The sequence below is a fragment of the Variovorax sp. WS11 genome (assembly GCF_010499245.1).
GTDB lineage: Bacteria > Pseudomonadota > Gammaproteobacteria > Burkholderiales > Burkholderiaceae_C > Variovorax.
Genome location: NZ_JAAGOW010000001.1, coordinates 1,453,507 through 1,478,231, shown reverse-complemented (window position 1 = coordinate 1,478,231; position 24,725 = coordinate 1,453,507). Strand labels below are relative to the sequence as shown.

Below are 24,725 nucleotides of genomic sequence, written 5' to 3'. Positions count from 1 at the left end.
AGCGTGCCCTGATACTCCTTGGGCTTCTGGTTCCACGTGAGGGATCGGCCTCCAATCCGTCTCTGCGAAACTCTGACTCTCATACTGTATAAATATACAGCCTCAACTGTCGCAGAATCCGACGAATCTGCTACCAGTTCGGAGACGGCCATTTGCAGCCACTATCAGGCGGAGAAGCGCCGCAAACAGCTTGAGAAGCGGTTCGGGCTCAAGCTCCCGCCCGACTGGGAGCCGCCGCCTGGAGGGCTGCACATCTACCCGACGCAGATGGCGCCATTCATCCGCCGCCCGCCCGAGCGCGATTCAGGCGACGACGCGGTGCCGGATTTCGAGATTGTGGAGGGCCACTTTGGCTTGCTCCCCGGATTCGCTAAGGACGCCGGCTATGGCAAGAACACGTACAACGCCCGGAGCGAGACCGTGGAGCAGCTCGCCAGCTTCAAGCAAGCATGGTCCCAGGCGCGGCACTGTATCGTGCCGTGCGAGGCCATCTACGAGCCCGACTGGCGAACCGGGAGCAACATCCCCACCCGGTTCACCGCGGCCAATGACGAGACGCTCGGCGTCGCAGGCCTTTGGGCGCCCTGGAAGAACCCGCAGACCAGCCTCTGGGAACTGAGCTTCACGATGCTCACGATCAATGCGGACACGCATCCGCTGTTCAAGGAAATGCACCGGCCGGATCCGCAGCGCCGTCCCGAGCAGCAGGACAAGCGCATGGTGGTGATCCTGCCCGAGGCGCAGTATGAGGAATGGCTCGATGCGCCGGTAGAGCGCTCGCGCGACTTTCTGAACCAGTTCCCGGCGGAACGCCTGGTGATGACGCCCGAGCCGCTGCCGCCGAAGGTCCCGAAGCCCAAGCCCGAGCGCGCGCAGCCGAAGGTGCCACCTGCCCAGACTTCACTTTTCTGATCCCTCATGACGATGACGTTGCACGTGCCAGGAGCCAGTCCGGCAGAAATCGCCCGAGGCCTCGCTGCGGCGTACGCGGTCCTGGCGAGGGTGGGTGTGACACCGCTGCAGGCTGCCGAGGCGCTGTTCAAGCGGGATGGGTGGGCGGCCCTGGGCTACCCCGACGGTGGGCAGCCGTCTCCGATTGAATTTGCTGCTGCCGACGCCTTCGATGTGGCGGAAGAGGCGGCCATCCTGGCGTGTTGTGCGGGTTGGGCCTCAGTGCCTGACGACGCCAACCTGCGAGTCTTACCGGACGAGGCGTCGTAGCCGCCCGTTGTCCAGCGCTTTCTTCGGATCGCCCGACGCATAAACGGGCATGGCTGCTTCACTTCTTCAGGTACTCACGGACCTTCTCGGCCGAGTTGCCAAGGGTCCTCACCGCCGCGCGTAGCTGCTCTTCCGTGCAGCCAAGGCTCTTGGTCCAGTCGCGCACTTCGCGGTCTTGCTCGAACGAAAGCAGCCTCCGGTCGGCGCCGGTCTCCTTTGGGTCGCCTGCCATATTTGACTCCAGGATCGACGGATACGGATTGGCCCCCCGCTCTGCAGCGGCAAGGCGTTGAATGACGTTGAACCTGTCGACCCGTGAAGGCATGCGCCATGTTGCGTCTTCTGCTGACAGAAAATTTCCCGTGCCACGGCGACCGTGGGGGCATGCCCAACCTCAAAGAATTAAAGCCCATGCTGCTAGACGAGCGACCTTTGGACGTTGAGGAGCCAGGCTGGATCTACGAGATCAAGTTCGACGGCTCGCGCCTGATGGCGGAGTTCGGCGATGGGAAGTGCGAGCTACGTACCGGGGAGGGCGCCGACGCCACCAAGTGGTACCCCGAGATTGCTGGGGCGCTGGCAGCCATCAAGGGCGGTCCCTACGTCACCGACGGCCAAGTATGCGTGCTTAACGAGATGGGGCGCAGCGACTTCGCTCGACTTCAGATTCGCGCGCTACGTCGAGGCTGGTACGAGGGTGCGGACTCGGTGGTCTATTGCACCTTCGACCTCTTGATTGACGGGTTGGCAGACCTCACAGAGCTTCCGCTTGTCGAACGAAAGGCGCGCTTGGCCAAGCTGCTCAAGGACCCTATGCCCAGCGTGATCTACGTCAACCATTTCGACAACGAGGCGCACGACATTAACATCATCGTCCGCGACGCGGTGGTGCCCTTCGAGCTAGAAGGTCTGGTCGCGAAGAGGAAGAACAGCGTCTACACGCCCGGCGCGCGGACCCGCGACTGGGTGAAGATGACGAGGAAGGGCGCGATGCCCGCGCAACGCCTTAAGCACGGGCCGACAAGCAGGGACATATCGATCGGCCCTTAGGCGGCATTGCGAAGCCAATGGCGGATTCCGCTGCAATACCCACATCGGTGCGCCTGAGCTCCAGCCGTGATTAGCCACCCATCTCCTCAAGTGTCTTTCCGGCGTCCAGCGCCTCTTTCAACCATCGCGGCCGCGGGCCCATGCCCGACCAAGTATTGCCAGCCTGATCGCGATAGACGACTTTAGACTTTCTCGTCTTTGACGCCTTGAGCTTTGCGCTCTTCGGCTTTGGAGGCGCGACGCCAGTCGCGAACTCTTCGAGCGTCCTGCCGGCAGCGAGTGCGTCGCGCAGCCAGTACGGGCGCTTTCCCATGCCTGACCATGAATTGCCCTGGCCGTCGCTGTACTTCGCAGACCGGGTGGGAGTCGCCTTTCCCGCTTTCGCCTTCGTCTTCACACCGTTGGCCGTTGCTCCAAAGCCCAATTGCTCCGCAGTGAGCCCGTAATGTGCAATGGCCACCTTGATGCGTGCTATCACTCCATCGCTCTCCTGCGTGCGAAGCTTCTCAGCCTGGCGCTGAAGAGTTTCGATTTGCTTCTGGATCTGCTTGTAGCTTTGAGTCATTGATCTAAATTCCAAAATGTAATGAAGACCCAACTGTATTCTCATTGGCGAGCGATGCAAAAGCTGGTCCGACATCTGGAGGTTCGGGACCCGGGGAGCATGAAACCTGACCCTCCATAACGCCCACTTATGGTGGGTTGGCGGCCAATTCGAGGCCGTATTGGCATTCGCGGTCCGGCGTCTTGAGGTCGTCCTCACGTTATGCATTCTCGTCTGCCATTCATGATTTCGCGTGGGCCTGTATTGGACGGCTCCGGCCTGGCTTGCAGCAGCCGCCCGCGCGCTCCGGTCCAAGCCGCTTCTCAGCTAACCGTCAGACATTGCGGGCACAGTCCTGCTGCTCGGCTCATTGATGGATCGAACTCCCTCAAGATTCTGCGTCCCGCCTATCAAGGGGCAACCGAATCTCAAACGTGACGCCCTCATCTCGATTGCTGACGGAAATGGCTCCCCCCATCTTTGCGAGGTACGTCTTGGCGACGAATAGGCCTTGACCTGTCTGTTCGTCTTGCTTCTTGTCGGATACGCCGTAGTCGAAGATGTGCTCGATCAAATTGGACGGAACTTGCGGGCCTTGGTTGTGAAAAGACATTTGCGCGGTCACGCCGATCACTTGAAGCTGCAGGATGATCGGGGTGCCTTGAGGGCGGTAGCGACGTGCGTTGTCGAGGAGGTGACTGACCACTTGCTCTAGCCCGCCCTCGTCAGCTCGCACCGTGGCGGGCCCTTTGCCGATGTACACCACGTTCTCAATGCCAACAACGGGTGCGTTGCGGGCCACTTTCTTTAGGAAGTCATCAAGGTCCAGCGTATCCAACTCAAAAGTCGTTGAGGCAATTGCCTCTTCGGCAGAATCTTTGCCGTACAGGCGACTAAAGGCCGCGATCATTCGGTCCACGTACGATCGGCCTTCGCTGTCCGACGCATGCACGGCTGAAAGCCCTTGCAATGGTGACCGCAATTCGTGACCGATTGCACGCAGTATGCGCCGCTCGTTCTCGACGCGAATCGTCTCGCGATGAACGTCTGCACTGATCCGCTGCAACAAGCCATCGATGCCGGAGGCCAATACCCCGAGCTCGTCTCTTCCTCGTAGATCGCTGAAGTCGAACTTCTCAATGCTACCGTCCGCTCGTACCGCCCTGGCCACCGTGGCTGTGCGGCGCGTGATCAGCAGTACCCTGCGCAGAACGCCCACCTCGATGGCGATGTATGCGGCGACCATCGCGCCGAGCATCAGAGCCACGTAGAGGCTCAGATGCGCCGCGCTCTTCGCGACTTCATCCCGAATTTCATACAGCTGCAGTTTCTCCCGGACTTCGTAAGTTGCGCCATTCGAGCTGAACTGAACAGAGCCGTCATACTTGTCCCCCATTGGATCATCCTTTAGGGGAAGAAGCCTCATGAGTCGATCAGCAATGTCAACCCCGGTTTTCTCCTCAAGCTGTCGATCATGGGTGATTGCGAACAGGAACTGTCGATCACCGACTCGACCAATGCGGTTAACTTCGACTTCTTCTTCTGGCCTAATGTGCGCTCTCAGGTCAAGTTTTATCGAACTTGCGCTTCGCATCCGATTGTCAGAGTCGAACAGTGGCACAGCCGTGCTAGGTCCCGGGGCCATGACCCTCACTCGCAATGAAAGGCGCGAGCGAGACGGAGGCGGTCTTTGCTGATCGGTCACATAGCCGGCATCCCATTCGCTGCGTGGGATATACATTCCGTATAGCCATTGGCGCAAGCAGCCTGGATGGGCGGCTTGACCGCCGACGCAATCGCCACGCGCAATCCAGGCAGTCTCGAAAGCAGGTCTCGCCCGGTCTGCGTATCCCCTTGCACTAATGAAATAGCCCCTCATCTCGAGCGCTTGCAGGCGCTTGTCTTTCTCTTGTTCTCGTTTCTGTACGGGCACGGTCCAGCTTCTTCGCTTACTGTCTACCGAGAGATCGACAAGCAAGCGGTGAGCTTCATGGAACCTTTCGACGTGAGGCGTAAGTTCCTTCGCGTTGAAGGTGCCGACCACGTAGATCCGCCCGTCAGTACCCCCTGTAGCGTAGCCTTTGGGGACTGCCACGCAAACTGAGCCCTTGCCCGGGACATCCTCGAGACACGCCCCGAGCAGTGGCAGAACCTTCGCTGGCTCGTCAATGGCATCGAATTGAGACGGAAGCTCTGGTGGTATCAAACTGGTCAGATTCAGACGCTGCGGATCCTTCAAGAGGAGTTCGCCGGCCGGTTTGAGCAGTACGTTCGTGACATGCCGCATCCGGTTCTGATGGTCTGTGCGTGCACTGAGGTAGCTGATCTGCCGCTGGTCGCGCAACGCGAAGAACAGCAACAGACCCAGTCCGATGATCAGCACCAGGAACGACATCCGGATGATCAGGCGCATCCGGCGGCGGGCAAAAGCGTCAATCATTCTCGAGCTCTTCCCATCGGTAGCCGACAAGGTACTCTGATTTGATGCACGTGAAGGATGAATCGACATCTTTGATCCTTCTTCTGATTCGGCTTATGTGCGTGTTAACCGAGTCCGCTTCGCCGGACGTGAGTAACTTCGTCAGTTCATCGCGGCTAACGACAGGATTTGGATCGTGGCGGCGGCTGTGCAGGCGTTCCACGATGTCCCGCTCAGTGGGCGTGAGTCTGACCAGCTTGCCCTTCCAATACCACTTCTTCCGTTCTGTGTTGTTGACCTTGAGATGGCTTTCGGGGCGATCCTGCAGTGCTCGGCGGACCTTCTGCATGACTTCGCTTTGCGTGTACGGTTTGCAGATGTAGTCGTAAACCTTCATGGCATACATGCTCGCCCGTGCCTCCTCGTCACCGCGACCCGAGATGATGATGACGCGCACGTGCTCAGCTATAGCGTGTCTCACGGCGTAGCCGGCGTGCTTGTTCGGAAGCAGTTCGATGTCAAGCGTGATGAGGTCGTAATCCTCTTGGCGTACCGCCTGGATCGCATCGGCCTCGTTGTACCAAGCGTCGATGCGTGCCCCTGGGTACTCCGCGGCAATCCACGATTGCAGCTGACGGTTGACCGGTGGTTCATCTTCGATCACGGCGACTAGCATGGCTTCTCCTTCGAAGGGAAGCACATTTTGTTGCTTTTGGCAGACCTTCGCCATTGGGAAGATTACGAATTCGTAAGGTGGCTGACGGAAGTGCCCCCGAGATGGCGGGTTTGTTGCCGTTGCATGCGAGAAACTTCTTCCACTGCAAGACGCAGTGCCAACCCATCAAAGGAGCATCGCCGTGAACATTCGTAGCCACATCGCCGCCATCCTCGCAATTGCCGCCGCCTTCAGTGGCGGGCACGCCTTCGCCCAGATCACGGGCTCGCGTACCTACGACCGCGACACCACGGTGCGCGTCCATGGACCGGCTGACTACCAGCACACCTACAAGAGTGGTCAAAGCGAGTCCAACTTCCGAGTCCCCTCCGGCAAGACCGAGACGCTGAAGGTGCAGTCTGGTGATCGCATCACCCAGTCCCGTAGCACTCTAAACCGATAACGCAGCGCGTCGCCGAAGTCCTTTGGGCTTCGGCACGCACCATTTATCTCTTGGAGGTCATTATGAAGTTCCTCGTCACTCTCTACGGTCCTGCTGGCTTTGACCGACAAGGCAACCCCTGCAACTTGCAGTGTCGTATGACCAAAGGAACACTGAGATGACCACACGCCACTTCAGCGTCGCCGTTTCCAATTCAACTTCGAAGGAGAATGCAGCTATGTTCAACCGCAAAAACGCGATCGCTTTGCCCGCGATCTTGCTCGCTTTGCAGAGTGGGAGCGCTTCTGCCCTATCGTGCGCGCCCCCTTCGGTAATGTTTTCCACCAAGGATGGATTCCTGGGAGGCAACTCGGCTTTGCTAAGCAGCGATTTTGGTCGGATCAGCGATGTCGACCGTCAGGGTAACTTTCAGATTCCCAACAAGTGTCCTGATTACTTGCACCCGGACCTCACCTGGCTGAGCGACAACTTTCGCTGGAAATGGGGGGACAAGAGCGCGGCGCCGATCAAGTCGTCTGATTGGCTTGGGCGCAAGCTTCAACTCGACGGCCGCCTGGGTGTGAATGTTCCAAGGACCGTGGATTACTCGTACTTGGCTGGGTCTAGCCCACTCAATGAAGGCAATTCTTGGCGATAGCGTCGCCTGGGCTTTGACAGATGACACCTTGCGTCGTTGCCTTCTCAGCCGCACCACGCGGAGCGCAATGACTAAGGGTGGCAACATTACGTGGAACTCGAACACAGAGCAGGCATCGGGCGTCGTCTGGCATACGATGGATCCGATGCCCCTACCCAACATCAAAGCCAATGCCCTGAGTATGAGCGCCTTGTCCACAGAAAAATAGGCGAAGGAGTGGTAGCCGAGCTTCCAGGGCGCCGCGGGCGCCTGCCGCGGACGATCCTTTGAAGGTCGATGCTTGGAAGATGGAGGTGACTCTCATAAAGGTCCGCCGTTGAATATTAATGCGCAGGCGCCACGCCCGCATGGCCGTTCGATGAGTGAAGGCAACACTATTTTCGGTCCATGGACCAAGTTATGCATTTCGAGATGAAGACTTAGCCGCAGCAGTCCACGAGCGCATGCCGGGCCAACTCCATAGCCCCGGAACCGACACAACCACTCGCATCGTCTGGCATGGGAGCACCGAGGCGCACGGAAATCGCGGCCCTCTCGCGGTACGGACGAATGAACTTCAGCGGGCACGGCAGAGACCGCCACGTGCAGTGCTTCATTCTCCGGGTAGTGGAGCAACGAAGTGCCATTTGAGGTGGTCGAGGAGCTCTTCGATCGACAGCGCCGATTTTCGACGGTGAAGCATGGAATGGCAGTTAGGACACACCGGGCGCAGATCGTTCTCTGGATCCAACTCGTACGATTCGCCAATCGTGTGAATCGGTCGGAGATGGTGGACGTGGATAAATCCTTCACCGAGCTCGCCGTATGCCGCGCCGAAGTCGAACGAACAGACGACGCATGCGATGCCCCACCTGCTAATGCAGCGTGGCTTGGCAGCGGAATCGCGCTCGTAGGCGTTGACTGTAACCTGCTTCTTTGCGCCTTCGACGACCCTCGACGGCTCCACGAATTCGTCCGCATATTCTGGGGTGGGCTCGAGTTCGTCGAACAGCGGCGCAAGGAATGCTGTTAGCCGTGGCTCCACGTTTGCGCCGATATTCTGCTGGGGCTTGAGCCCGCGCAGCCAGTCCAGACCGCGCGCGGCCATCAGATGCGAAATGTTCTGCATGCGGCGCTCGAAAGCGCCTGGAACCCGATCGAAACGCACACTGAGTTGTCGGTAGTATGTCGCTTTGACGAATGGGGTGCCAGTCGCGACTAATGACAACATCTCTCTGTAGCAATCTACCGTGGCACTCAGCTCTTCATCCGTCCAATCACGGGCGGACCGCGCCTCTGTGGTGCCGTCTGTAGATGCGCGGTGAGCAAGGACGCGCTCGCGTTCATCTATTTCATCAACCTTGAAGCCCGGCTTCGCATCGCCTGCCTCAAGGTTCATCGGAAACTGAATGCCAAGCGCGTTCGTCGACTCGCGAACGACCTCAATCTCTCTCCGGAGCAGCCTGCGCAGATCTTCGAGGCTGCCTTCGAACCGGGAGTCTGTAGGGCCTTGCTCGTCGCTCTTTAAAAGACGCGCCGATGCCGCTTTCTTCAAGCGCCCATCTGATCTTCGTATTCGAACCACGCGCCCGTGCTTGCTTGACAGTCCTGGAATCCAGAATGATGTTTGGTCTTTAGGCGCCGGCGAACCAGGCGGCGGGTTCGTAGTAAGTCCCGGGAAGAGTGCCGCGATCGCCTTTACCAAGCTGTCATGGTTCATGGCCGCAGCATAGGCTATCCGCTGGCGACTTGGGAAAGCAGCGGATCGCTCATATCACCCACTTATGGGGGCCACTGGCTCTTTTAGCCGCTGCGACGGCCTGGCAGCGGATTGACGAGGCGCAGCCCCTCGAAGAAGCTGCCGCTGCTGCGGCGCTTGTGCGCAAAGCCCTTCTTCTCCATGCGCAGCGGGAACTCCCTGTTGGACAGCGGCTTTTGCTTGGCTCCGCGGGAGTACTGGACGTAGCTCGCGTAGGCGTCGCTCGCGGCAATGCGGGAGTCACCATCGAGTCGGCAGCATTCGTTGACCCACGCCTGGACCGAGTCGGCACTCGTCTTCAACGCCTTTCGACAGTCGCTCACCGCCTTGCACGTGCCCAGGCCGTTGTGCGCATACTCCGCCGCCCCGCTCAACAACCACAAAAGGATGCCTGCGTGCTCGGTCTCCAGCAGCTGGTCCAGTTCGCGGTTCGCCTTCTTGCCCCGGAAGTTGGCCGTGAATGGCAGCGGTACCAGGCGGCGCCACATCGCGGCGTCGCTGGCCTCGATCTCCGGCATCGAATTGGTCGAGATCCATAGCTTGCCCGGTGGCGTGAACGTCACCAGCTCGCCATAGTTCGGTCGCGCCGACAGTTCGTCGCCGCCGGCGAACTGCTTCACGAACGCCGCATCCAGACCGCCGCTGCTGGGCAACTCCGTGCAGATCACGAAGCGCGCCTTCTGCAGCGGCGCCAATGCCGGGCTCGGCGAATTGGGGTTGCCTGAATATGCGCGAGATAACACGTTCGGCGCCACCGAGTGGGCGTACTGACCCAGTACCGCCTTGATTGTTCGCATCAGCACCCCCTTGCCATTGCCGCCAGGACCGATCACCAAGAAGAACACCTGTTCCTTCGCCAGTCCGAACAGCGAATAGCCCAGCGCACGTTGAAGGTATCGCACATATTCGGCGTCGTCTTGGACCACCTCCAGAATGAACTTGTCCCAGAGTGGACAGGTCGCCTTCGGTTCGTAGTTCACGGGAGCACGGTATGACATCCAGTCAGCCGGCGTGGCGGGGCGCCACAGGCCGCTGTTCAATTCGACCACGCCATCTTTCAAGGCCAGCAGGTTGGGGACACTGTCGAACGCGCCCGCGTCGATGTGCATGCCGGGCAGTAACTGCGCATGGTTCACGATCGCCTTCAGGCCCGAGGCGTTGCGAAAACTGCGCAGGCCCTCTACGGAGGCGCCGCCGCGCGCCAAGCTGAACGTCGCCACCATCTCGCGTGCTGCCATCTGTGGTCGGTGCGGGCCAGGCACCCACAGCGTGCCGTCAAATGCATACCAAGAAAATGCGCGTGGATCGAAGCGCAGCGTTTGGGCGTACAACAGGCAGAACTGCTCGGCCAACGACGACTCGTCAAAATTCCGTTTCGCGTCGGGCTCCTGCTCCAGCTTGGCCAGATGGAACAGCGTACCCAGAGTCACGCCGCCGCCCGCCTTGAATCCGTCCCACGTGCTGCGCTGTGTCGCGGCATCGTATTTGGCGGATTTCGCCGACCAGTCGCTCCAGGTCCTGAAGCCAGCATCGGATGCGTCCCAGCTATGCAAGGCCATCCCCACGTGCAGCCACACTTTGCGGTCGTCAGCAGGAATGGTCGCCAGTGCAGCAGCGACGCTCTCGCGCTCATTCACCCCTGAAATAACTGGCTGCATTGGCCCCGAAGTGTTTGGGGCAGGGTGCTCCGATGGGGGATTTGTGGGCTGGGTCCGTGCCCTCTCAGGAAGATCAATCTGCAAACCCAGGCCGTCGATCAGAGCCTGTAGCTTTCGCGGTTTAGCGTTCGCCGTGATGTGGATGATCTTTGCCGGATCTGTACCCGGGTACTTCGGGTTGAAGGTGCCGGGCATCCGCATGACCCGGCTGATGTCGCACACGCTGCGGTCGGTGTCGAAGCGCTCGGCCAAGGCTTTCTGAATACCAGGGAAGCCTTCGATGGAACAATCCTCGACCAGCCAGTATGCGTGGAACTTCGTGGGTGATGAGCGCACGATCAAGTCCGGCGCGGGCCGAAGACCGCGCATTTCCTTGGCCGTCAGTGTGCCGTCATCCTTGTCGATGAACACGGCGTTGACCTTAACGAAGTTTTCTTTGGTGCGCTTGCCCTTCTTGCTGCTGTTGATGGCCATGCAAACGCTCTGCCCTGCGGCGTTCGCTTCCACGATCTGCGCGTCGAAGTCGCTGCCAATGCGGCTATAGCTCGTTTGCGGCAGAGGGCCGGCATCGTCCTTCTGGAAGAAGACGAAGTGCGTTGCTTTGTCGCCATGGAAGAACTTCTTGAACTTGATTCGAGTGCTTTTCTCGGCACGCAAGGCCTTTCGGCGAGATGCTTGGCTCACGTTCAGCGGCCCTCGACCAGAGTTTTCGCCGCCGGGTGCTGGAGGCGTGCATCGCGTTCTTTGACACGAGCCGCAAGGTAGGCGGCGACCTCAGTCTCGACCCACGCAACAGTACGCGGCCCGGTGGGCACGGGGGCGGGAAATTCACCCGCCTTGATGCGATTGAAAAGGGTGGATCTGGACCAGCCCGTGAGGGCGATGACCGCGGGTCGGCGGATGAGGTGAAAGGTCGATGCCATCGAAGTACTCCTTGGTGTGTTGGCAGCCAGCAAGGCGCTGGAGGCGCAACTCTCCCAAGGAAGGCACTTCGGGGAAATCGAAGTCGATTTGACTTCGATTGACAGGCGAGCTAGTCTTTGTTAGCCGATTCGCGATGGCTCAAGAGCAATTGGAGCTGAGTCCGAATGGCATCGGCGCCCAGGCCGGGTACTTTGAGGTCATCGAGCAATTCATGTCTGATCTCGTCGAGCGAATCGGGCGTCAGCGCGCCATACTCGCGCTCAATAAAGCGAAGCACCAGCGTTTGCAGGTTGTTGTTCATTCGCCCAACAATCGACTTCGTCTGGTCTCGCTTTAGCGCAGGAAAGGGAATCAATTGATCAACTGGCCCCGCGCCTTCCGCATACCAGCTTGTCGAAATTGGCAAATTGGCAGTTGACGCTTCCAAGCCACTTACTTCCAGAGGCAAATCGCTATATTTCCTCCGCAGGACCGAAAATGCGCTGTTGACATCGACGTACTGGTCCTCCAGATCCTCTGCCAGCTCGCCGCCCGGATGGTTGGGGAAGTAAAGAATGAGACCGGCTTCCCTGTTTGTTGTCAGATTTGCCTTGATGTAGCGCAGACGTTCACGAAAGAGATTGCGAAATTTTCCGCTTTTTCCCCAGAGGTTTTCATGCACCGAAGTAATGGGTCGAACGTGCAAGCTGATCATGATGATCAGCCATATTTTCATTGCGCGATGACCATGAAACTCCTGCACTTTTCTCGCAAACCCCAACAAATCACTATCTAGTACGCTTGCTTCTTGAGCATCTGACGTCTGAGATTCTGATTCTGCGTTCTGAGTATAGGCATGCTTCTCGTCGGTGACAGGCATCCCAGATCTGGAGCTAGAGCTAGAGTTGATGTTGAAGGGGTTGTGGGCTGGCATTGGCGGACGAGGACCTAAATGATGAATTTTGAGGGTCTGCCTCGCCTTCCCCGAGGAGAGGGTGGCGGCAGTGTCGGCTTTTTTAAATATATAAAAAGAAAAAGCGTGCCGGGGGTAAGGGCTACCAAGTCGGAAGAGTGCCTACACTGCCTACACCAGACAAATAGGAGACTCCCCAGGACAGGGTGTGAGCAGCAAACACGAGATCCGTGATCACGTCTCTGTCTCAACTGGTGGAAGGATAGCTAGTTCAACATCTCCAGTTGCTCTTGATGCACTGGATCTTAGGTCACCTTGGTCGACGATCCGTAGCGAACCATGCATTGATAGCCATCTGCTGGTTCAAATTCGATGCGGAGTTCGCGCTTTTCATTTTGATCCTTGCGTGGATCGTTGCGCAATCTCCTATTGCTGATGATTTTCGGTACTACGGCCTTAAGCCAAACTTCCACCGGTGGTAGGCTGATGAATTGATTGAAAATCTTGATCAATTCTCGATCTTCGCTGCTTATCATCACTTCGGCTGGTGTTGAGGTTCTTTTCAGCAAATCATCCAATGCCGCGGCGGCTGCCACCAAGCGGCAGCGCGGGTTCGAGATTTGCTCCTCGCGCCCATGCACTCGCTTGAGGTCGAATACCTCCACTGCGTCGCCGAGCGCCCGATGCTCCTCTTTTGTGAAAGACACATCGCTGCGAAACGCAATAACCTCGTTCATGTGCGTGGCAATAGCACGTGCCCTCATCGAATAGGCGAATAAGGTATTTAGGGCACCGACGTAGCCGTGCTGTGGATCGTTGCCGTTAAAGTTCCCGCGCAGAATCTCGCGGCCTTCCATTTCCAGAACGAACTCCAGATGCCAGCCTTCGCCGAGCATCTTGTAGAGGGTCACCAGCTTGTCGTGATAGGGAAGCGATCGAATGTCCCGGCCGTCCCATTGCGCGATATCAGCCCAGAACTGACCGTCGGTCAGAGATGCTCCATCGTCGAAGAGCTTCCGGAACGAGGCCTGCAGAATGCCTCCGCAGTTGCTTCCAGCAAAGGTCATCGACTTGCGTCCCACCTTGATGGTGCCCGGCATGTCGTCGAACGCGCTCACCTGACTGGTATCCGGCTCGCTGAGCCTCAGCTTGAGCAGGGCGGGCACTTCCCGCGGCGTGACGGTCAGCGTCCCGGCCTCGGCTGCGGTCGTGGCGACGATGTAAGCCAAGAGCGGCGAGCCATCGATCGCCAATTGGTTCGCTGCCATTGTCACAGGCATGCCGTGGTCAAACATCGATCGCAGGCCTCCCAGAGTGTCTGGGCCTAACTGACCGGGGCCGGGCGCGGCAGTCGCTCGACGGCAAGCGGGATTCGAACAACGCAAGCCGACGCGGTTGCGCAACCGCTCGATCACTGTGGCCGGAAAGTTTTCTGTGCGCGATCTCGCCATGATGACTAGTTCAACTGGCTGAAGAACCGGTTGCGGGGCGGACTGGAGCCCCTACTCCGTCGCAAGAAACGCCGCGCTATCACTGAAGTATGGAAACTTGCGCCAGTCATCGCGATTGGCCCACGACGTACAACCGCCGTTTGGCACAGCTCGCAGCGACGGTCAGAAGATTGGGCCTCTGCGACCCACTGCTTCGCACCCGGCCTACTTGGATTGCCACCCAGGACCAAGATCACCACATCAGACTCCTTCGGGTCAGGCACTACGAAAGTAGGCGATAAGGGAACGGAAGTATTTAGCCGAAGGCGGACTGCCCTGCGCGTCCGGAAACTGTGCACGAAAGGCTTTCTCCTCCGAAGTATGTCCAGCGTAAAATGTCTTGTCCCATGCGTGGTAATTCAGGAGTCCTTCTACCGCTCCGATATGAGCTGAGCGTAGATGGTCTTCAATGGCACTTACGCAGTCATCAACTACACCAAGCCAGCGTTGGAGGCGTTCCTCGGCAAGGCGCTGAACGGGCAACGGTTTCAACAGTAGCGGACTCCGGTACTCATGGATGAGGCGGCCAAAAGAGTGACCAACGCCATTCCGCAATTTCCGAATAGCGTCAAGCTCGCTGACGTTCTTTTCGAGGGTGGCCGGCACTGTTCCAAAGAGACTTCTGTACTTTCTGACCCGATCCGACCAAGCCCCTTTGGTCAGGCCCGTGATGTGTTCAGATAGATCCGGGAGAGCCTCTCGCTTAACGAGGCTGAGGCCGTCAACTGCCCTTGGCGAGGAGATTAGAACACCGGGATCGGAGGTGAGAGCCAAGGTACCAACCGCGTGGATGTAGGTCTCCAAATATCCACACAGCGCCACCAGCGCATTCAACCGAATCCAGTTCTGACTTTCCTTGAACTGAGATTGCCACTTCTGAGCGGAAGATGCAATGCGCCTCGCGTTTGCCGGCGGAATCTTAAGGATGGCCGTTAAGTCATCCGTGCCGTGCGTTGCGCCTACGGTCGCCATAGCGTGATTCGCCGCCGCCGCCTGACTCCAGTACAGGTCGTTGAGTTCAGTGTGGTGCTTCTTGAAAACAGCATACGGCCAAGTGCGGGGCCAGGCGCATTGCCAGCGGTCAAAGGACATTGGTTCTTATTTCTTTTTCTGAGTCTTGGCTGAACGTCGACTCCCGAATTGCGAGTTGTCGACCCCGACCGTTGGCAGTCATCGCGGAGACATGCATTTCAAGCTCCTGCAGTCATGTCGATGCCTTTCCGCTATCTGGAGTCCGGGCGGCGCTTCCAGTATTTAGGGATCAGTGCATTTCCCGATGCACGTGTCCAACGCTCCTTGGTGGCGCGCACGTACCGGGGGTCGTCCACAAAATAGGCGTGCTCCAACAAAAGGACCTGCATACCCCTGCGCGCCTCGACCTCCTTGAAGAGGAAGTCGATGTGCTGGCGCATGGCTTGAAAATCCTCATCGACCAAGCTGATTGGAACTACATCGCGCCCCCTCTGGTCCTCAGCAGACTCCGGGTCGTCCTGGGGGTCGAAGGCGGCCTGTGCAGCGTCATCAGTCTGCTCTTCTCCTCTGTTCGGAAAATAGGGGCGACTGAGTTGATCTAGCACAAGCAGTCCTGGCACGGGGCGACGTTCATTTTCGAAAAATCGCTGCAAACCAAAGGCAAATGCGACATGCACGGCTAGATAGTTTTGGTCCGATCCCACGTCCGCCATTGACAGAATGGCGCCACCGGGGCCTGGTTCGACGACGCTGACCTGCGGCTCCCGCGCGGAGAACTGCAGTTCCGCGTCCACGCATGGTTCTTCCTTTGGAAGCTCGGCGAACGCCTCGGAGGCGAATCGAGATACTGTCGCTTCCGCGCGCTGCAAACGTATGCGCCGGCTGTCGTTGTCTACCTGGGCTTCCAGTGCAGCAATCTCATCGCGCAGCCCGCTCAGATCCTTGCCGGGACGAAGCAGTTGATCATCCAACGTTTCGAGAAAGAAGCTGGCCTTGCCTCGAAAATGTGCCTGCACCTGTGCCAAATCGGCCAGTCGTTTGCCTTCCTGGATCTGGCTTAGGGCGGAAGCGATGCTGGCGTCGAGTTCTCTCAAGGTCGAACTGAGTTCCATGATCTTGTCGGCCAGCGTGCCAACCCGCGCGTCCAGCTGCGGCCGAATACGACCAACTTCGCTGCTCTCCGCGCGGATCATTTCCAAAGATGATTTCAAGGCCTGCGCCGCAGCCGCGCCTGCTTCGGTGTCCGCCTCGCAGACGGGGCACGTCGATGGCAAATCGAGCAGCTTCAAGTGTTCGGCAATTCGGAGCTTGTCATACTGACGGCTGACTGCGCTCTGGAAGCCATGCGATTCGTTGGCGGCTGCGGTCATTGCGCGATGTTCCCGTTTGGTCTGATTGAGCTCGCTCAGCACCGCGCGCCGCCGCTCGTTCAGCGTGCCCAACTCACCCTCGCTAGGGTACTGGACCGAGCCCACATTGGCGTGCAGTGCCTCCCGGATCAGCGTTAGTAGCTCGATTTCGTCCGCCTGAGCGGGCGGCTCAGGTGCAAGCCCAATCTGACGCGCCTCTGTCAGTAGGATACGAGCCCGCTGTTTCACCAGCGTGTCGTTGGCGCGCCGAGCGTCCTCGCGAGCTGTCTCAATTTCCAATGCCTTGCGCGCCTGCCGCAGACGGCGCTCAGCGGCGGCTGATGCTTCTGTGCTGACCCCCAGGAAATACGGCATGGTTGCGACAATCCCGCTGGCTTTTCGGTTGTCATCCAATCCGTGCAGAAGCACCGTCTCGCTGTCGATGACTTCCTTCGTCACGAACACGTAGGGCGTAACGTGGCGCACCGTCGCGCGGTCGCGCGGTTCGCGCCCCGGCACTAACTGGAGCCCTTTTTCCTGGTCCCCAATGCCAAAGGCGCGCTCCAACATTGCTTTGGCCGCATCGACGGTGGTGCGGCCTTCGAACTGATCGATGCGACGCGGCACAGACAGACCCCGACCAGAAGTGAAGAACATATGGTCGCTCGTTCGCTGGCCCACTGGCGGCACGAGTCGGCCAACGATCAACTCGTCGCGGCCGCGCAGCCATTTGACTCCGACCGCTAAACAATGGCGTTTCACGTACACCGGCAGTTCGCAACGAGAGGAGCCAAGGCAGTAGTCCAGCGCCTTGATCACGGCCGACTTGCCTGTTCCCGAAGCACCGGTGATTACATTGACCTGGCCCACGTCTAACTCAATGTCGCGGAATGCCCCATCAAGCCCTATGAAAAAAATTCTCTCAACGTTCCATCGCGTCATACGGACACCCCCATTGCTTCGATCACGGCGCGCGCGGAGCCGGCTCCGGAGAACCAACTACCAAGCAGCCGGGCCCGCTTAAGCGCGCTGCCAGCTATCCCGGCGACCACCGCCGGGGGCATTTTTGTGTTCGCTGAAGCGATTGAGGCCTCAGCTTCGAGACGCAACAGGCCCGCGATGCAGCCAAAGCGTATCGCCTCGGTGGTCACCGCCAGAGTGGCATTCACCCGTCCGGAGAGGCCAGACAGCACACGTGGGCTACGCTCAAGCCACACCAGCAGGCCCGTACTCTTGTTGCATCCCTCAAAAGTTGCCGCTAAGTCCTCCGACAGTGCGATCGGAAGCACCAAGTAAGCCGTGACTAACGCGGCCTTGCGTTCCAAGTGCTGTTGATGCGCCTCACAGAATTGAGCGAGCACAACAGCGCAGAACGCGGGATTGGTCTCGGCGTGGATGTCGTGCGCTACCTTCATGCGGTCTGTCCCAGCAAGTCCTTGAACTGCGGGTGCCACCCAACCTGCAATTCGATGGCTAGCACTTGGTAGGTGCCGCGCACGTAGTAGCTCGCGCTCCAATTGTTGGCGAAAGGACGCACCTCGGTGTGCGCGACTTCGTACGACCACCGCAGCAACTGATGGCCTGACTTGCGCTTGTTCGCATCGTCACATCCTTCGCAATCCTCGACCATGCGCTCATGCCTGTCACGCCAGGCTTCCTGCAGCACCTTGTCGTACAGGTCAATGCGCACTGCCATGTCGAGGCGTGCCGAGCACCACTTGTGCCGCTGAGCCCGCGCACGCCACTCCTCGCGCACCGCAACCCGAACGTCGCTGCGCGTTCCACCTACGAGTTCGATTTGCCTTGCGATCATGGAGTTCGGTTCATGGTCATCGGGCTGTAGCGCCGTTTCGAAGTCAGGCAACAGTTCATCCCGCTCGATCTCGCCTGCGAGCTCGGCGATCTTCTGTTGGACTTCGATCTTTCCGATGAAACGTTCGCGCTTACCGCATAGGGTAAAGATCACCTGCAAATCCCACCATTCGATAAGGCGCACGCAGATTGCGGGGCGTTTGTCGGGGGGGAAATTCACCAACTGGGCAGTGATGTCATCGGAAATGGCAGCGATATTGCTCGCACCAGGGCGCACGGTCATTCTGGCCAGCAAGGCTTCCTGCCTGGGTTTGCCTAGTTGCAGGAACGCGGTGCAGCCTGCAATTCGGTCCCCGTGCGGCAGTGGCAGGCTGCTTGACACTCGCGCAGCCTCGTGCTCCTGAACCACTCGTTGTGCTTCCAGCACGAGCAAGGCGCGCAACGGGCCTCGGTCGGCGGTTTCATCGAGCAAGACCGCGAGGGCATCTTTTGCGCCCAGCGGCGCAACCGTGACGAGCTGAAATCGGGTTTCTTCCAGCACCAGTCGCGGCAGAACGTCGATCCAAGCTTTAAAGGTGCGCCATAGGGCCCGCGAGGCCAACGTGACCGCCGAAGGCTTGGCCGCTATGGAGTGCTTAAGCTGGGCAAGCAGGGGTTCTCCGTTGGAGACGACCTCGACGTCGTCGAGGCGCTCCAGGCAGACCGCTGCGTCGTCATGCGGTTGCTCAAGGACTGCTCGCAATGCGTAGAGAGATTGAAAATAGAAGCCAAGCGCCGCGCCTTCCGCGGAGTGGCTTCCTGATTCTTTATTGCTCATCGCCTCTCTTTCAGTCACTACTTGCGGCGGTGCCGCGCAAATGTGGCAGGACTAGGACTGCTGCACCTCGATCGCGTTTGCGTGTGGGAGCCGCGGGAGCCGCGGGAGCCGTGACTGCGCGACGGATTCACGGCCTAGCTGCGCGCGTGCACATCGAGCATCCGCTCAGCAATCGTGCCCATGAACTGCACCGCCGCGCGGCCTTCGCCAGTCGTGATTGTTGAAACCCAAGGCCGGCCGTGCCCGCTGCCCAGCTTGTTGCGCATGCCGTTGATCGAACAAGCCAATGCGAACATCGCGCGCTCTGCCTTGGCTTGTGGTGGCTCGTTTGGCTCGACCGGATGTTGCGGCGTTGCAAGCTTGAGTGCAACAAATGCCATGCCCAGCAGCGCCTCGAAGTTGGCGCGTTGGGGATAGCTGCCGTTGCGCTCCATCAAGATGTGAGCGGCGGTGGCCTCAAGCAAGTCCTTGCTTGTCCCGGAAAGTAGTGCTGCGTCTTCCGCGCCGCGCTTGGCGCGGCGGACATACGCTTGGAGGGCTTGGGAAAGTGCCGTGCCTGAGAGGTTTTCCAGGACTTGCGGCAATAGTTCGCCGTCTTCGCTGAGAGTGCAACCCTCTGCTGCAAAGCAACTCACCGCGTTGGCGATGGTTTCCGCTCCGACATAGTTGGTTGAACTGGGGCGAAAGCCGCCACAGGCGCGCAGCGATGCCAGTAGCGCAGTCACTAGGGCCTCGCCACCCGCGAAGTTGGTCTCCATCGCCGAACTCAGCGTACTGCGAATCCGCTTGGCTTTTCCGACGTAGGTTTGGCCTTGGGTTTTCGGATCGTGCGACTGTAAGCCGGCTCGGTTGATCAAGAATTCAAGATCGGAATGACTGGGTGCGCGTGTCTCGGTTTGGGCGTCGTCGACCAAGCGAGCAATCGCATGGATGACCGAGTCAGTCAGTGGAGCGGCCATGGGCAAGTCTATAGTCGTTGGGGTCTTGGCCGTTTTGCTAGAGCAGCGGCTTTTGCGCTTGATCGAGCGTTGGCGGCTCGGTTACTGCGCCCGTGGGATTTGGAGCTGGAGTTGCAGTGTGTCCGCTAGGCGGCACGACTTGCTCGTCCGCAATCGTGATAGGCAACGTGGTTCGCTTGATGCCCACGAAATCCGCGAAAACACCCAAGATCGAGCGAGCCTCAGCCGACCGGCGCGACCTGCGTATTGAATGTTTTCAAGGCGGCCCGCGCCCTGGAACGATTCGATGCTCTTAGATTGCGCGAGCAGCCACGCACCCTTGGTGGTGTTGTCCATTCTTGTTGTCCTCGTGAGTCCTCTTTCCGCGAGGGACTATATCTTGAGGATCGACGCGGTCTCTCCGGTGCAGAGGGACGAGTTCACAGGTTCAAGCGGAACATTTCGGGGAGGAAGGGGGGAAGTAATGCGAAAGGACTGCTCAGAGGGCGGCGCTAACGTAGTCTGCCCAATCCTGCATCAACTGCAGCCGCCTTGCCACCATGTCGCTGCGTGCATAGGCCCGCACGGTCTGATCGCCAACGACGTGTGCCAACGCAAACTCAAGCATCTCGGCGGGGTACTGCGTGGCCTCCATGCCCCAGGTCCGAAAGCTTGCGCGGAACCCGTGCATGGTGTACGGCAGTTCGAGACGACGGAGCAACTGCGTGAAGACCATGTCGCTGTAAGGCCTGCCCCCTGGATTCGGAAACACCAGTTCCAGGCTCTTACCGTCTGCTGCTGCTTCGACGCTTTCGGCCTGCAGCGCGCGGGCCTGTCGCAACACCGCCCTGGCTCTCTTCGACAACGGCACCTTGTGATCTCGCCCGGCCTTCATACGCTCGCCCGGTACGGTCCAGTGGGTCAGGTGGGCATCGAACTCGGACCACCGCGCCCCGCGCACCTCGCCGGAGCGGGAGGCCGTCAGGACGATGAACTCGAATGCAAGTTGCACCATCGGCGTGGCCGTGCTGGCCCGCACCTTCGACATCAGGTCGCCGACCTGAGCATACGGGCAGGAACTGTGGTGCACGACCTTCCGGGCGCGGTCATTGGCTCCGAGCGCCAGCTTCACCTGCGCCCAGAACTCGCCATCTACACCAGTGCAGTAGTCCTTGGCCGCCCCATAGTTGATGACCGTTCGAATCCGCTGAAACACCCGGCTGGCGGTTTCCGCCTTGGTCTTCCAGATCGGGGTCAACGCCTTGAGCACTTCGGCTTTCCCGACTTGCTGGATGGGCAGCTTGCCAAACTTTGGGAAGACGTATTCCTTGAGCGTGTTGATCCACTGGGCACCGTGCTTGACGTTCTTCCAGTTGTCGGCATGCGCCTTGTGGTATTCCTCCGCGCAGGCCTGAAAGGTGACGCTGGCCTGCGCGGCCTGAGCCTCGGCTACAACCTGCGCCGCTTGCGCCTTGTTGCGGTGGTCGATGGGGTCGATGCCTTGGGCGAGTAGGTCGCGGGCCTGCTGGGCGCGGTCGCGTGCGCGGGCCAGCCCAAAGTCGAGGAGGGAGCCGAGGCCCATTTCGCGGGTTTTGCCGCGTATGGTGTAGCGCAGTAGCCAGGAACGGCTGCCGCCCGGGGCCACCTGCAGGTACAGGCCCCGGCCGTCCAGGTAGTAGCCTGGGCCCTTGGTTTTGGCCCGGACGGCCGTGTCGGTTAGCTGGTGGTGTTGGGTCATAGGGCGGGGCAGAATTTACCCCCTAGTTTACCCCCTTTATGTGTTGTGCTCGCGTGCGCGTTGCTGGGCGTCATTGCACCTTATGTGGCCTGTAGGCTATTGTTTATAAACAGTTTTTGTACTTTGATGGTTGCCTTTGTATGCTGTTGCAGTTAGGATGAGGCGGCCACACTCTCCGCCAGTTGGGCATCCAGGATCGGGAGGCCTGACGCGGCTTCAATGAGGTGAGCATGGCATTCCTGGACTCGCGTTGGTTCCGAGCATTCTTCGCTGCGGCATTCGGCATCGCCGTGTTCGCGGTTGTCGTCACGGGTTGGTGGGCCTCCACTTACATGATTCCGGTTCGACAGGTGAGGGACGCGGTGCAAGAGAAGCTGGGAGGCGGGGAGCCGGCGACGTTCGAGCAGGTGATCTTCAACAAGGCAACGCGTGTCGGATGCGGCTATGCCATCGTGAAGAATCGCGCGGGCGCAGGCACGGAGAGAACGCACTTCATCCTGTTTCCCAATGGAGAGCTTGCGCTCGCCCCGGCGGACACGACGGAAGGCGATGCGGCGCAGCAGATTGCCGCGCTTGAAAAGCAGGCTCGCTACGCGGCCCTGATCGTGTCGAACTGCACGAGTTGAGCCGGACTCTCTGAGGACCGGCCCAGACCGGCTGCGCTCAAAGGAACCACCGCATCAAGGCCTATTGACTGGCGCGGCGGCACCAGCGGACTCATAATGCCTTCCCGCGGCCGTGCCGGGGCCGCGTTTTCCAGCGATGAAGTGCTGCGTCGCACCGACGCATAGCCAAGGGTCTTCGTTTCCCGGCGCTCTCAAGAGGACGACCACATGAGTTCATTGCAGAAGCTGCTGCCGGCCTGTGAGCCGGCGCGCAGCGAGGCCCTGGCACTGCTGGCCAAGGCCCATCACGTCCCGCGGCACCTGGTCAAGGGCATTGCGAAGCGCGGCCTGAGCGCGGTGGGCATGCCGCAGCAGCAGCAACAGCAGGAGTCCGCACAGGGACCTCAATCGCCGGACGCTCCGCTCCAGCCCAGCTGATCTCCTCCCTCCTTCGACTTTGCCCGCGCAGCGCGCCCTGGTTTCAGATCAGCGGCACGCTGGCTTCCTTGAGCACGCGCAGCACGAAGTGCGACTGGCTGTGGCGAATGCCGGGAATCTTGTAGAGCTTCTCGCGCAGGAGCCGCTCGTAGTCGCGCGTGTCGCGCACCGCGATGCGGATGTAGTAGTCGTAGTCGCCTGAAACCAGATACGCCTCCTGGATCTCCGGGATGCTGGCCAGCGCGCGGCCGAATTCGTACAGCGTCTCGTCGCTGTGGCTCTCCAGCGTGAGCTGCACGATCACCGAATCCTGGTAGCCCAGCCGGGCCGCGTCGACGTCCACCGTGTAGCGCTTGATGACGCCGCTGGCCTCCAGCTTCTTGATGCGGCTCCAGCAAGTGGTGGCCGCCAGGCCGACCTCGGCACCGATCTCCTGGAGCGTCTTGCGCGAGTCGTGCAGCAGCACGCGCAGGATCGCCATGTCGATCTTGTCGAAAAATTCTTCGGTGCCTGGCGGATTTTTGCGATTGGTCTTCAAGGAAACTGCTGGATTCGTCCAAAAAACGAAGCACATTCTGCATCAATGTCGGAAGAATCGACGCATGCAAACCCTCGCTCCCACGCCCGCGCTGCTCGGCTTGCGCAACGGTGCCCAGGCCCTGCTCCAGACGCTCGTCGAATGCGGCGTCGACACGATCTTCGGCTACCCCGGCGGCGCCTCGCGCTGCCGCTCTACGACGCGCTCTTCGGCGAGCCGCGCCTGCGCCATGTGCTGGTGCGGCACGAGCAGGCGGCCGTCCATGCGGCCGAGGGCTATGCGCGCAGCACCGGGCGGGTGGGCGTGGTGCTGGTGACCTCGGGGCCCGGCGTGGGCAACACGATCACGGGGCTGCTCGATGCGATCAGCGATTCGGTTCCGCTGCTGTGCATCAGTGGCCAGGTCGCGACCGCGGTGATCGGCACCGATGCCTTCCAGGAGAGCGATGCGCTGGGCATGTCGCGGCCGGTGACCAAGTGGAACCACCAACTGCGTACGGCTGAGGAGATCCCGTCCCGGGTTCGCTTGGCGCTGGAGATCGCTGCCGGCGGCCGGCCGGGGCCGGTGCTGCTCGACGTGCCCAAGGATGTGCAGCAGGCGCTGCTCGGGAATGAGGCGGTCGTGCCCGTGACGGCGCGCCGCTACCGCAGCGGCGCCGATGCCCGACTGCCGCAGGCCAGCCTGGAGCGCGCGGCCGACCTGCTGTCCACCGCGCGCCGGCCGGTGCTCTACGGCGGTGGCGGCCTGGTCAACGCCGGGCCGGCCGCCTGCGAGGCTTTCTCGGCACTGGTGCGCCGGCTCGACGCACCCTGCACCCTGACGCTGATGGGCCTGGGCGCCTTCCCGGCCTCCGACCCGCGCTTTCTCGGCATGCTGGGGATGCACGGCACGCTGCAGGCCAACCTGGCCATGCACGAGGCCGACCTGGTGCTCTGCGTCGGCGCCCGCTTCGACGACCGCGTGACCGGCAAGCTGGCCGAGTTCTGCCCGCAGGCGCGCAAGATCCATATCGACATCGACCCGGCGAACATCAACAAGGTGGTCAAGGTCGACGTGCCGATGGTCGGCGATTGCGAGGCGGTGCTGGAGTCGCTGCTGCGCATGCCGGCGCTCGATGGCCTGGCGCCGGAGCGCCTGGCGCCTTGGTGGAAGCGCATCGAAGGCTGGCGCGCTCGGCGCTGCCTGGACTTCGCGCCGCGCGCCGATGCGATCCTGCCGCAACAGCTGATGGCCTCGCTGCAGCAGGCGCTGGCGGGTCGTGACGCGATCGTCTCCACCGACGTGGGCCAGCACCAGATGTGGGCTGCGCAGCACCTGCGCTTCGAGCGCCCGCGCCGCTGGCTGACTTCGGGCGGCGCCGGCACCATGGGCTACGGCCTGCCGGCCGCGATCGGCGCGCAGATCGCGCACCCCGGGGCGCTCACCGTCTGCGTGAGCGGCGATGCCTCGGTGCTGATGAACATCCAGGAGCTCTCCACCGCCGTGCAGCACCGCGCGCCGGTGAAGCTGGTGCTCTGCAACAACGGCTACATGGGCATGGTGCGCCAGTGGCAGGAGCTCAACCACGGCAACCGGCTGAGCCACAGCTGGAACGAGGCGCTGCCCGACTTCGTCGCGCTGGCGAGGGCCTTCGGCTGGGGCGCGCGACGCGTCGCCGATCCGGCTGAACTGCCCGATGCGCTGGCCGAATGCCTGGCCAGCAGCGGCGCCTTCTTCCTCGACGTGCAGGTGGTGGCGCAGGAAAACTGCTTCCCCATGATCCCCGCGGGCCAGGGCCACCACCGCGTGATGCTGGCCAAGGACTGCTGGTACGAGGAGGTCTGAGGC

General features: G+C 60.4%; 22 protein-coding genes and 1 pseudogene. 7 read left to right on the top strand and 16 right to left on the bottom strand.

Annotated elements, in window-relative coordinates; all coding sequences use genetic code 11:
• Positions 1 to 18: 18 nt before the first annotated feature.
• Positions 19 to 912 carry an SOS response-associated peptidase family protein gene (locus tag GXN78_RS07485; protein ID WP_239142637.1) on the top strand — a complete coding sequence of 298 codons (894 nt, stop codon included), beginning with the start codon at positions 19 to 21 and terminating at the stop codon, positions 910 to 912.
• A gap of 367 nt (positions 913 to 1,279) precedes the next feature.
• Here GXN78_RS07485 and GXN78_RS07480 read toward each other — a convergent pair whose 3' ends face one another.
• Positions 1,280 to 1,546: a DUF3606 domain-containing protein gene (locus GXN78_RS07480; RefSeq protein WP_239142636.1), complete on the bottom strand. Its 267-nt coding sequence runs from the start codon at positions 1,544 to 1,546 to the stop codon at positions 1,280 to 1,282.
• A 5-nt stretch (positions 1,547 to 1,551) separates the two neighbouring features.
• Between GXN78_RS07480 and GXN78_RS07475 the strand changes: the two genes are divergently transcribed.
• Complete coding sequence (locus GXN78_RS07475) at positions 1,552 to 2,271, top strand: hypothetical protein (protein ID WP_106555812.1); 720 nt, start codon at positions 1,552 to 1,554, stop codon at positions 2,269 to 2,271.
• Positions 2,272 to 2,341: 70 nt separating this feature from the next.
• Here the strand turns inward: GXN78_RS07475 and GXN78_RS42155 are convergent, their stop codons facing one another.
• The 3 genes from GXN78_RS42155 to GXN78_RS07460 form a co-directional block, all read right to left on the bottom strand.
• Positions 2,342 to 2,836, bottom strand: a complete 495-nt coding sequence (locus GXN78_RS42155; RefSeq protein ID WP_106555811.1) for an H-NS family nucleoid-associated regulatory protein — start codon at positions 2,834 to 2,836, stop codon at positions 2,342 to 2,344.
• A 367-nt stretch (positions 2,837 to 3,203) separates the two neighbouring features.
• Positions 3,204 to 5,255 carry a HAMP domain-containing sensor histidine kinase gene (locus GXN78_RS07465; protein ID WP_164255383.1) on the bottom strand — a complete coding sequence of 684 codons (2,052 nt, stop codon included), beginning with the start codon at positions 5,253 to 5,255 and terminating at the stop codon, positions 3,204 to 3,206.
• Positions 5,248 to 5,910 (bottom strand): response regulator, encoded by a 663-nt coding sequence (locus tag GXN78_RS07460; RefSeq protein ID WP_164255382.1) that lies wholly within the window; start codon positions 5,908 to 5,910, stop codon positions 5,248 to 5,250. Before GXN78_RS07460 ends, GXN78_RS07465 begins: the two co-directional genes overlap by 8 nt.
• Before the next feature lie 181 nt (positions 5,911 to 6,091).
• Between GXN78_RS07460 and GXN78_RS07455 the strand changes: the two genes are divergently transcribed.
• Both GXN78_RS07455 and GXN78_RS07450 read left to right on the top strand, forming a co-directional pair.
• Positions 6,092 to 6,352 carry a hypothetical protein gene (locus tag GXN78_RS07455; RefSeq protein ID WP_106555808.1) on the top strand — a complete coding sequence of 87 codons (261 nt, stop codon included), beginning with the start codon at positions 6,092 to 6,094 and terminating at the stop codon, positions 6,350 to 6,352.
• A gap of 157 nt (positions 6,353 to 6,509) precedes the next feature.
• Entirely contained in the window at positions 6,510 to 6,989 is a 480-nt protein-coding gene (locus tag GXN78_RS07450; protein WP_146163003.1) for a hypothetical protein, read from the top strand.
• A 592-nt stretch (positions 6,990 to 7,581) separates the two neighbouring features.
• On the opposite strand, the gene GXN78_RS07445 is transcribed toward GXN78_RS07450, so the two are convergent.
• The 11 genes from GXN78_RS07445 to GXN78_RS07395 all read right to left on the bottom strand — a co-directional run bounded on the left by GXN78_RS07445 (position 7,582) and on the right by GXN78_RS07395 (position 21,317).
• Entirely contained in the window at positions 7,582 to 8,523 is a 942-nt protein-coding gene (locus tag GXN78_RS07445; RefSeq protein WP_204162203.1) for an HNH endonuclease, read from the bottom strand.
• Positions 8,524 to 8,771: 248 nt separating this feature from the next.
• Positions 8,772 to 11,042: a phage/plasmid primase, P4 family gene (locus tag GXN78_RS07440; RefSeq protein ID WP_106555807.1), complete on the bottom strand. Its 2,271-nt coding sequence runs from the start codon at positions 11,040 to 11,042 to the stop codon at positions 8,772 to 8,774.
• A 29-nt stretch (positions 11,043 to 11,071) separates the two neighbouring features.
• On the bottom strand, positions 11,072 to 11,308 hold the full coding sequence (locus tag GXN78_RS07435; RefSeq protein ID WP_106555806.1) for an AlpA family phage regulatory protein: 237 nt from the start codon (positions 11,306 to 11,308) through the stop codon (positions 11,072 to 11,074).
• 110 nt (positions 11,309 to 11,418) lie between these two features.
• Positions 11,419 to 12,168 (bottom strand): hypothetical protein, encoded by a 750-nt coding sequence (locus GXN78_RS07430; protein WP_146163002.1) that lies wholly within the window; start codon positions 12,166 to 12,168, stop codon positions 11,419 to 11,421.
• 338 nt (positions 12,169 to 12,506) lie between these two features.
• Positions 12,507 to 13,496: a hypothetical protein gene (locus GXN78_RS07425; RefSeq protein WP_106555804.1), complete on the bottom strand. Its 990-nt coding sequence runs from the start codon at positions 13,494 to 13,496 to the stop codon at positions 12,507 to 12,509.
• Between the two features lie 411 nt (positions 13,497 to 13,907).
• Entirely contained in the window at positions 13,908 to 14,783 is an 876-nt protein-coding gene (locus GXN78_RS07420) for a hypothetical protein (protein ID WP_146163001.1), read from the bottom strand.
• Between the two features lie 131 nt (positions 14,784 to 14,914).
• Positions 14,915 to 16,954, bottom strand: a complete 2,040-nt coding sequence (locus GXN78_RS07415) for a DUF3732 domain-containing protein (protein ID WP_106555803.1) — start codon at positions 16,952 to 16,954, stop codon at positions 14,915 to 14,917.
• Positions 16,951 to 17,427 carry a three component ABC system middle component gene (locus GXN78_RS07410; protein ID WP_106555802.1) on the bottom strand — a complete coding sequence of 159 codons (477 nt, stop codon included), beginning with the start codon at positions 17,425 to 17,427 and terminating at the stop codon, positions 16,951 to 16,953. Before GXN78_RS07410 ends, GXN78_RS07415 begins: the two co-directional genes overlap by 4 nt.
• Entirely contained in the window at positions 17,424 to 18,641 is a 1,218-nt protein-coding gene (locus tag GXN78_RS07405) for an ABC-three component system protein (RefSeq protein ID WP_106555801.1), read from the bottom strand. Before GXN78_RS07405 ends, GXN78_RS07410 begins: the two co-directional genes overlap by 4 nt.
• Positions 18,642 to 18,775: 134 nt before the next feature.
• Positions 18,776 to 19,600, bottom strand: coding sequence for an abortive infection family protein (locus GXN78_RS07400; RefSeq protein ID WP_106555800.1), 825 nt, complete (start codon positions 19,598 to 19,600; stop codon positions 18,776 to 18,778).
• A 478-nt stretch (positions 19,601 to 20,078) separates the two neighbouring features.
• Positions 20,079 to 21,317 carry an integrase arm-type DNA-binding domain-containing protein gene (locus GXN78_RS07395; protein ID WP_106555799.1) on the bottom strand — a complete coding sequence of 413 codons (1,239 nt, stop codon included), beginning with the start codon at positions 21,315 to 21,317 and terminating at the stop codon, positions 20,079 to 20,081.
• A gap of 230 nt (positions 21,318 to 21,547) precedes the next feature.
• Between GXN78_RS07395 and GXN78_RS07390 the strand changes: the two genes are divergently transcribed.
• Together GXN78_RS07390 and GXN78_RS07385 are read left to right on the top strand one after the other, a co-directional pair.
• A complete protein-coding gene (locus GXN78_RS07390; RefSeq protein ID WP_106555798.1) occupies positions 21,548 to 21,943 on the top strand; it encodes a hypothetical protein in 396 nt (131 codons plus the stop codon).
• 207 nt (positions 21,944 to 22,150) lie between these two features.
• Positions 22,151 to 22,360 carry a hypothetical protein gene (locus tag GXN78_RS07385; RefSeq protein ID WP_106555797.1) on the top strand — a complete coding sequence of 70 codons (210 nt, stop codon included), beginning with the start codon at positions 22,151 to 22,153 and terminating at the stop codon, positions 22,358 to 22,360.
• 43 nt (positions 22,361 to 22,403) lie between these two features.
• Here GXN78_RS07385 and GXN78_RS07380 read toward each other — a convergent pair whose 3' ends face one another.
• Complete coding sequence (locus GXN78_RS07380) at positions 22,404 to 22,841, bottom strand: Lrp/AsnC family transcriptional regulator (protein WP_106555913.1); 438 nt, start codon at positions 22,839 to 22,841, stop codon at positions 22,404 to 22,406.
• A gap of 121 nt (positions 22,842 to 22,962) precedes the next feature.
• On the opposite strand from GXN78_RS07380, the pseudogene ilvB reads away from it, so the two are divergent.
• A pseudogene (ilvB, locus tag GXN78_RS07375) lies at positions 22,963 to 24,722 on the top strand (biosynthetic-type acetolactate synthase large subunit).
• The last annotated feature ends 3 nt before the right edge of the window (positions 24,723 to 24,725 follow it).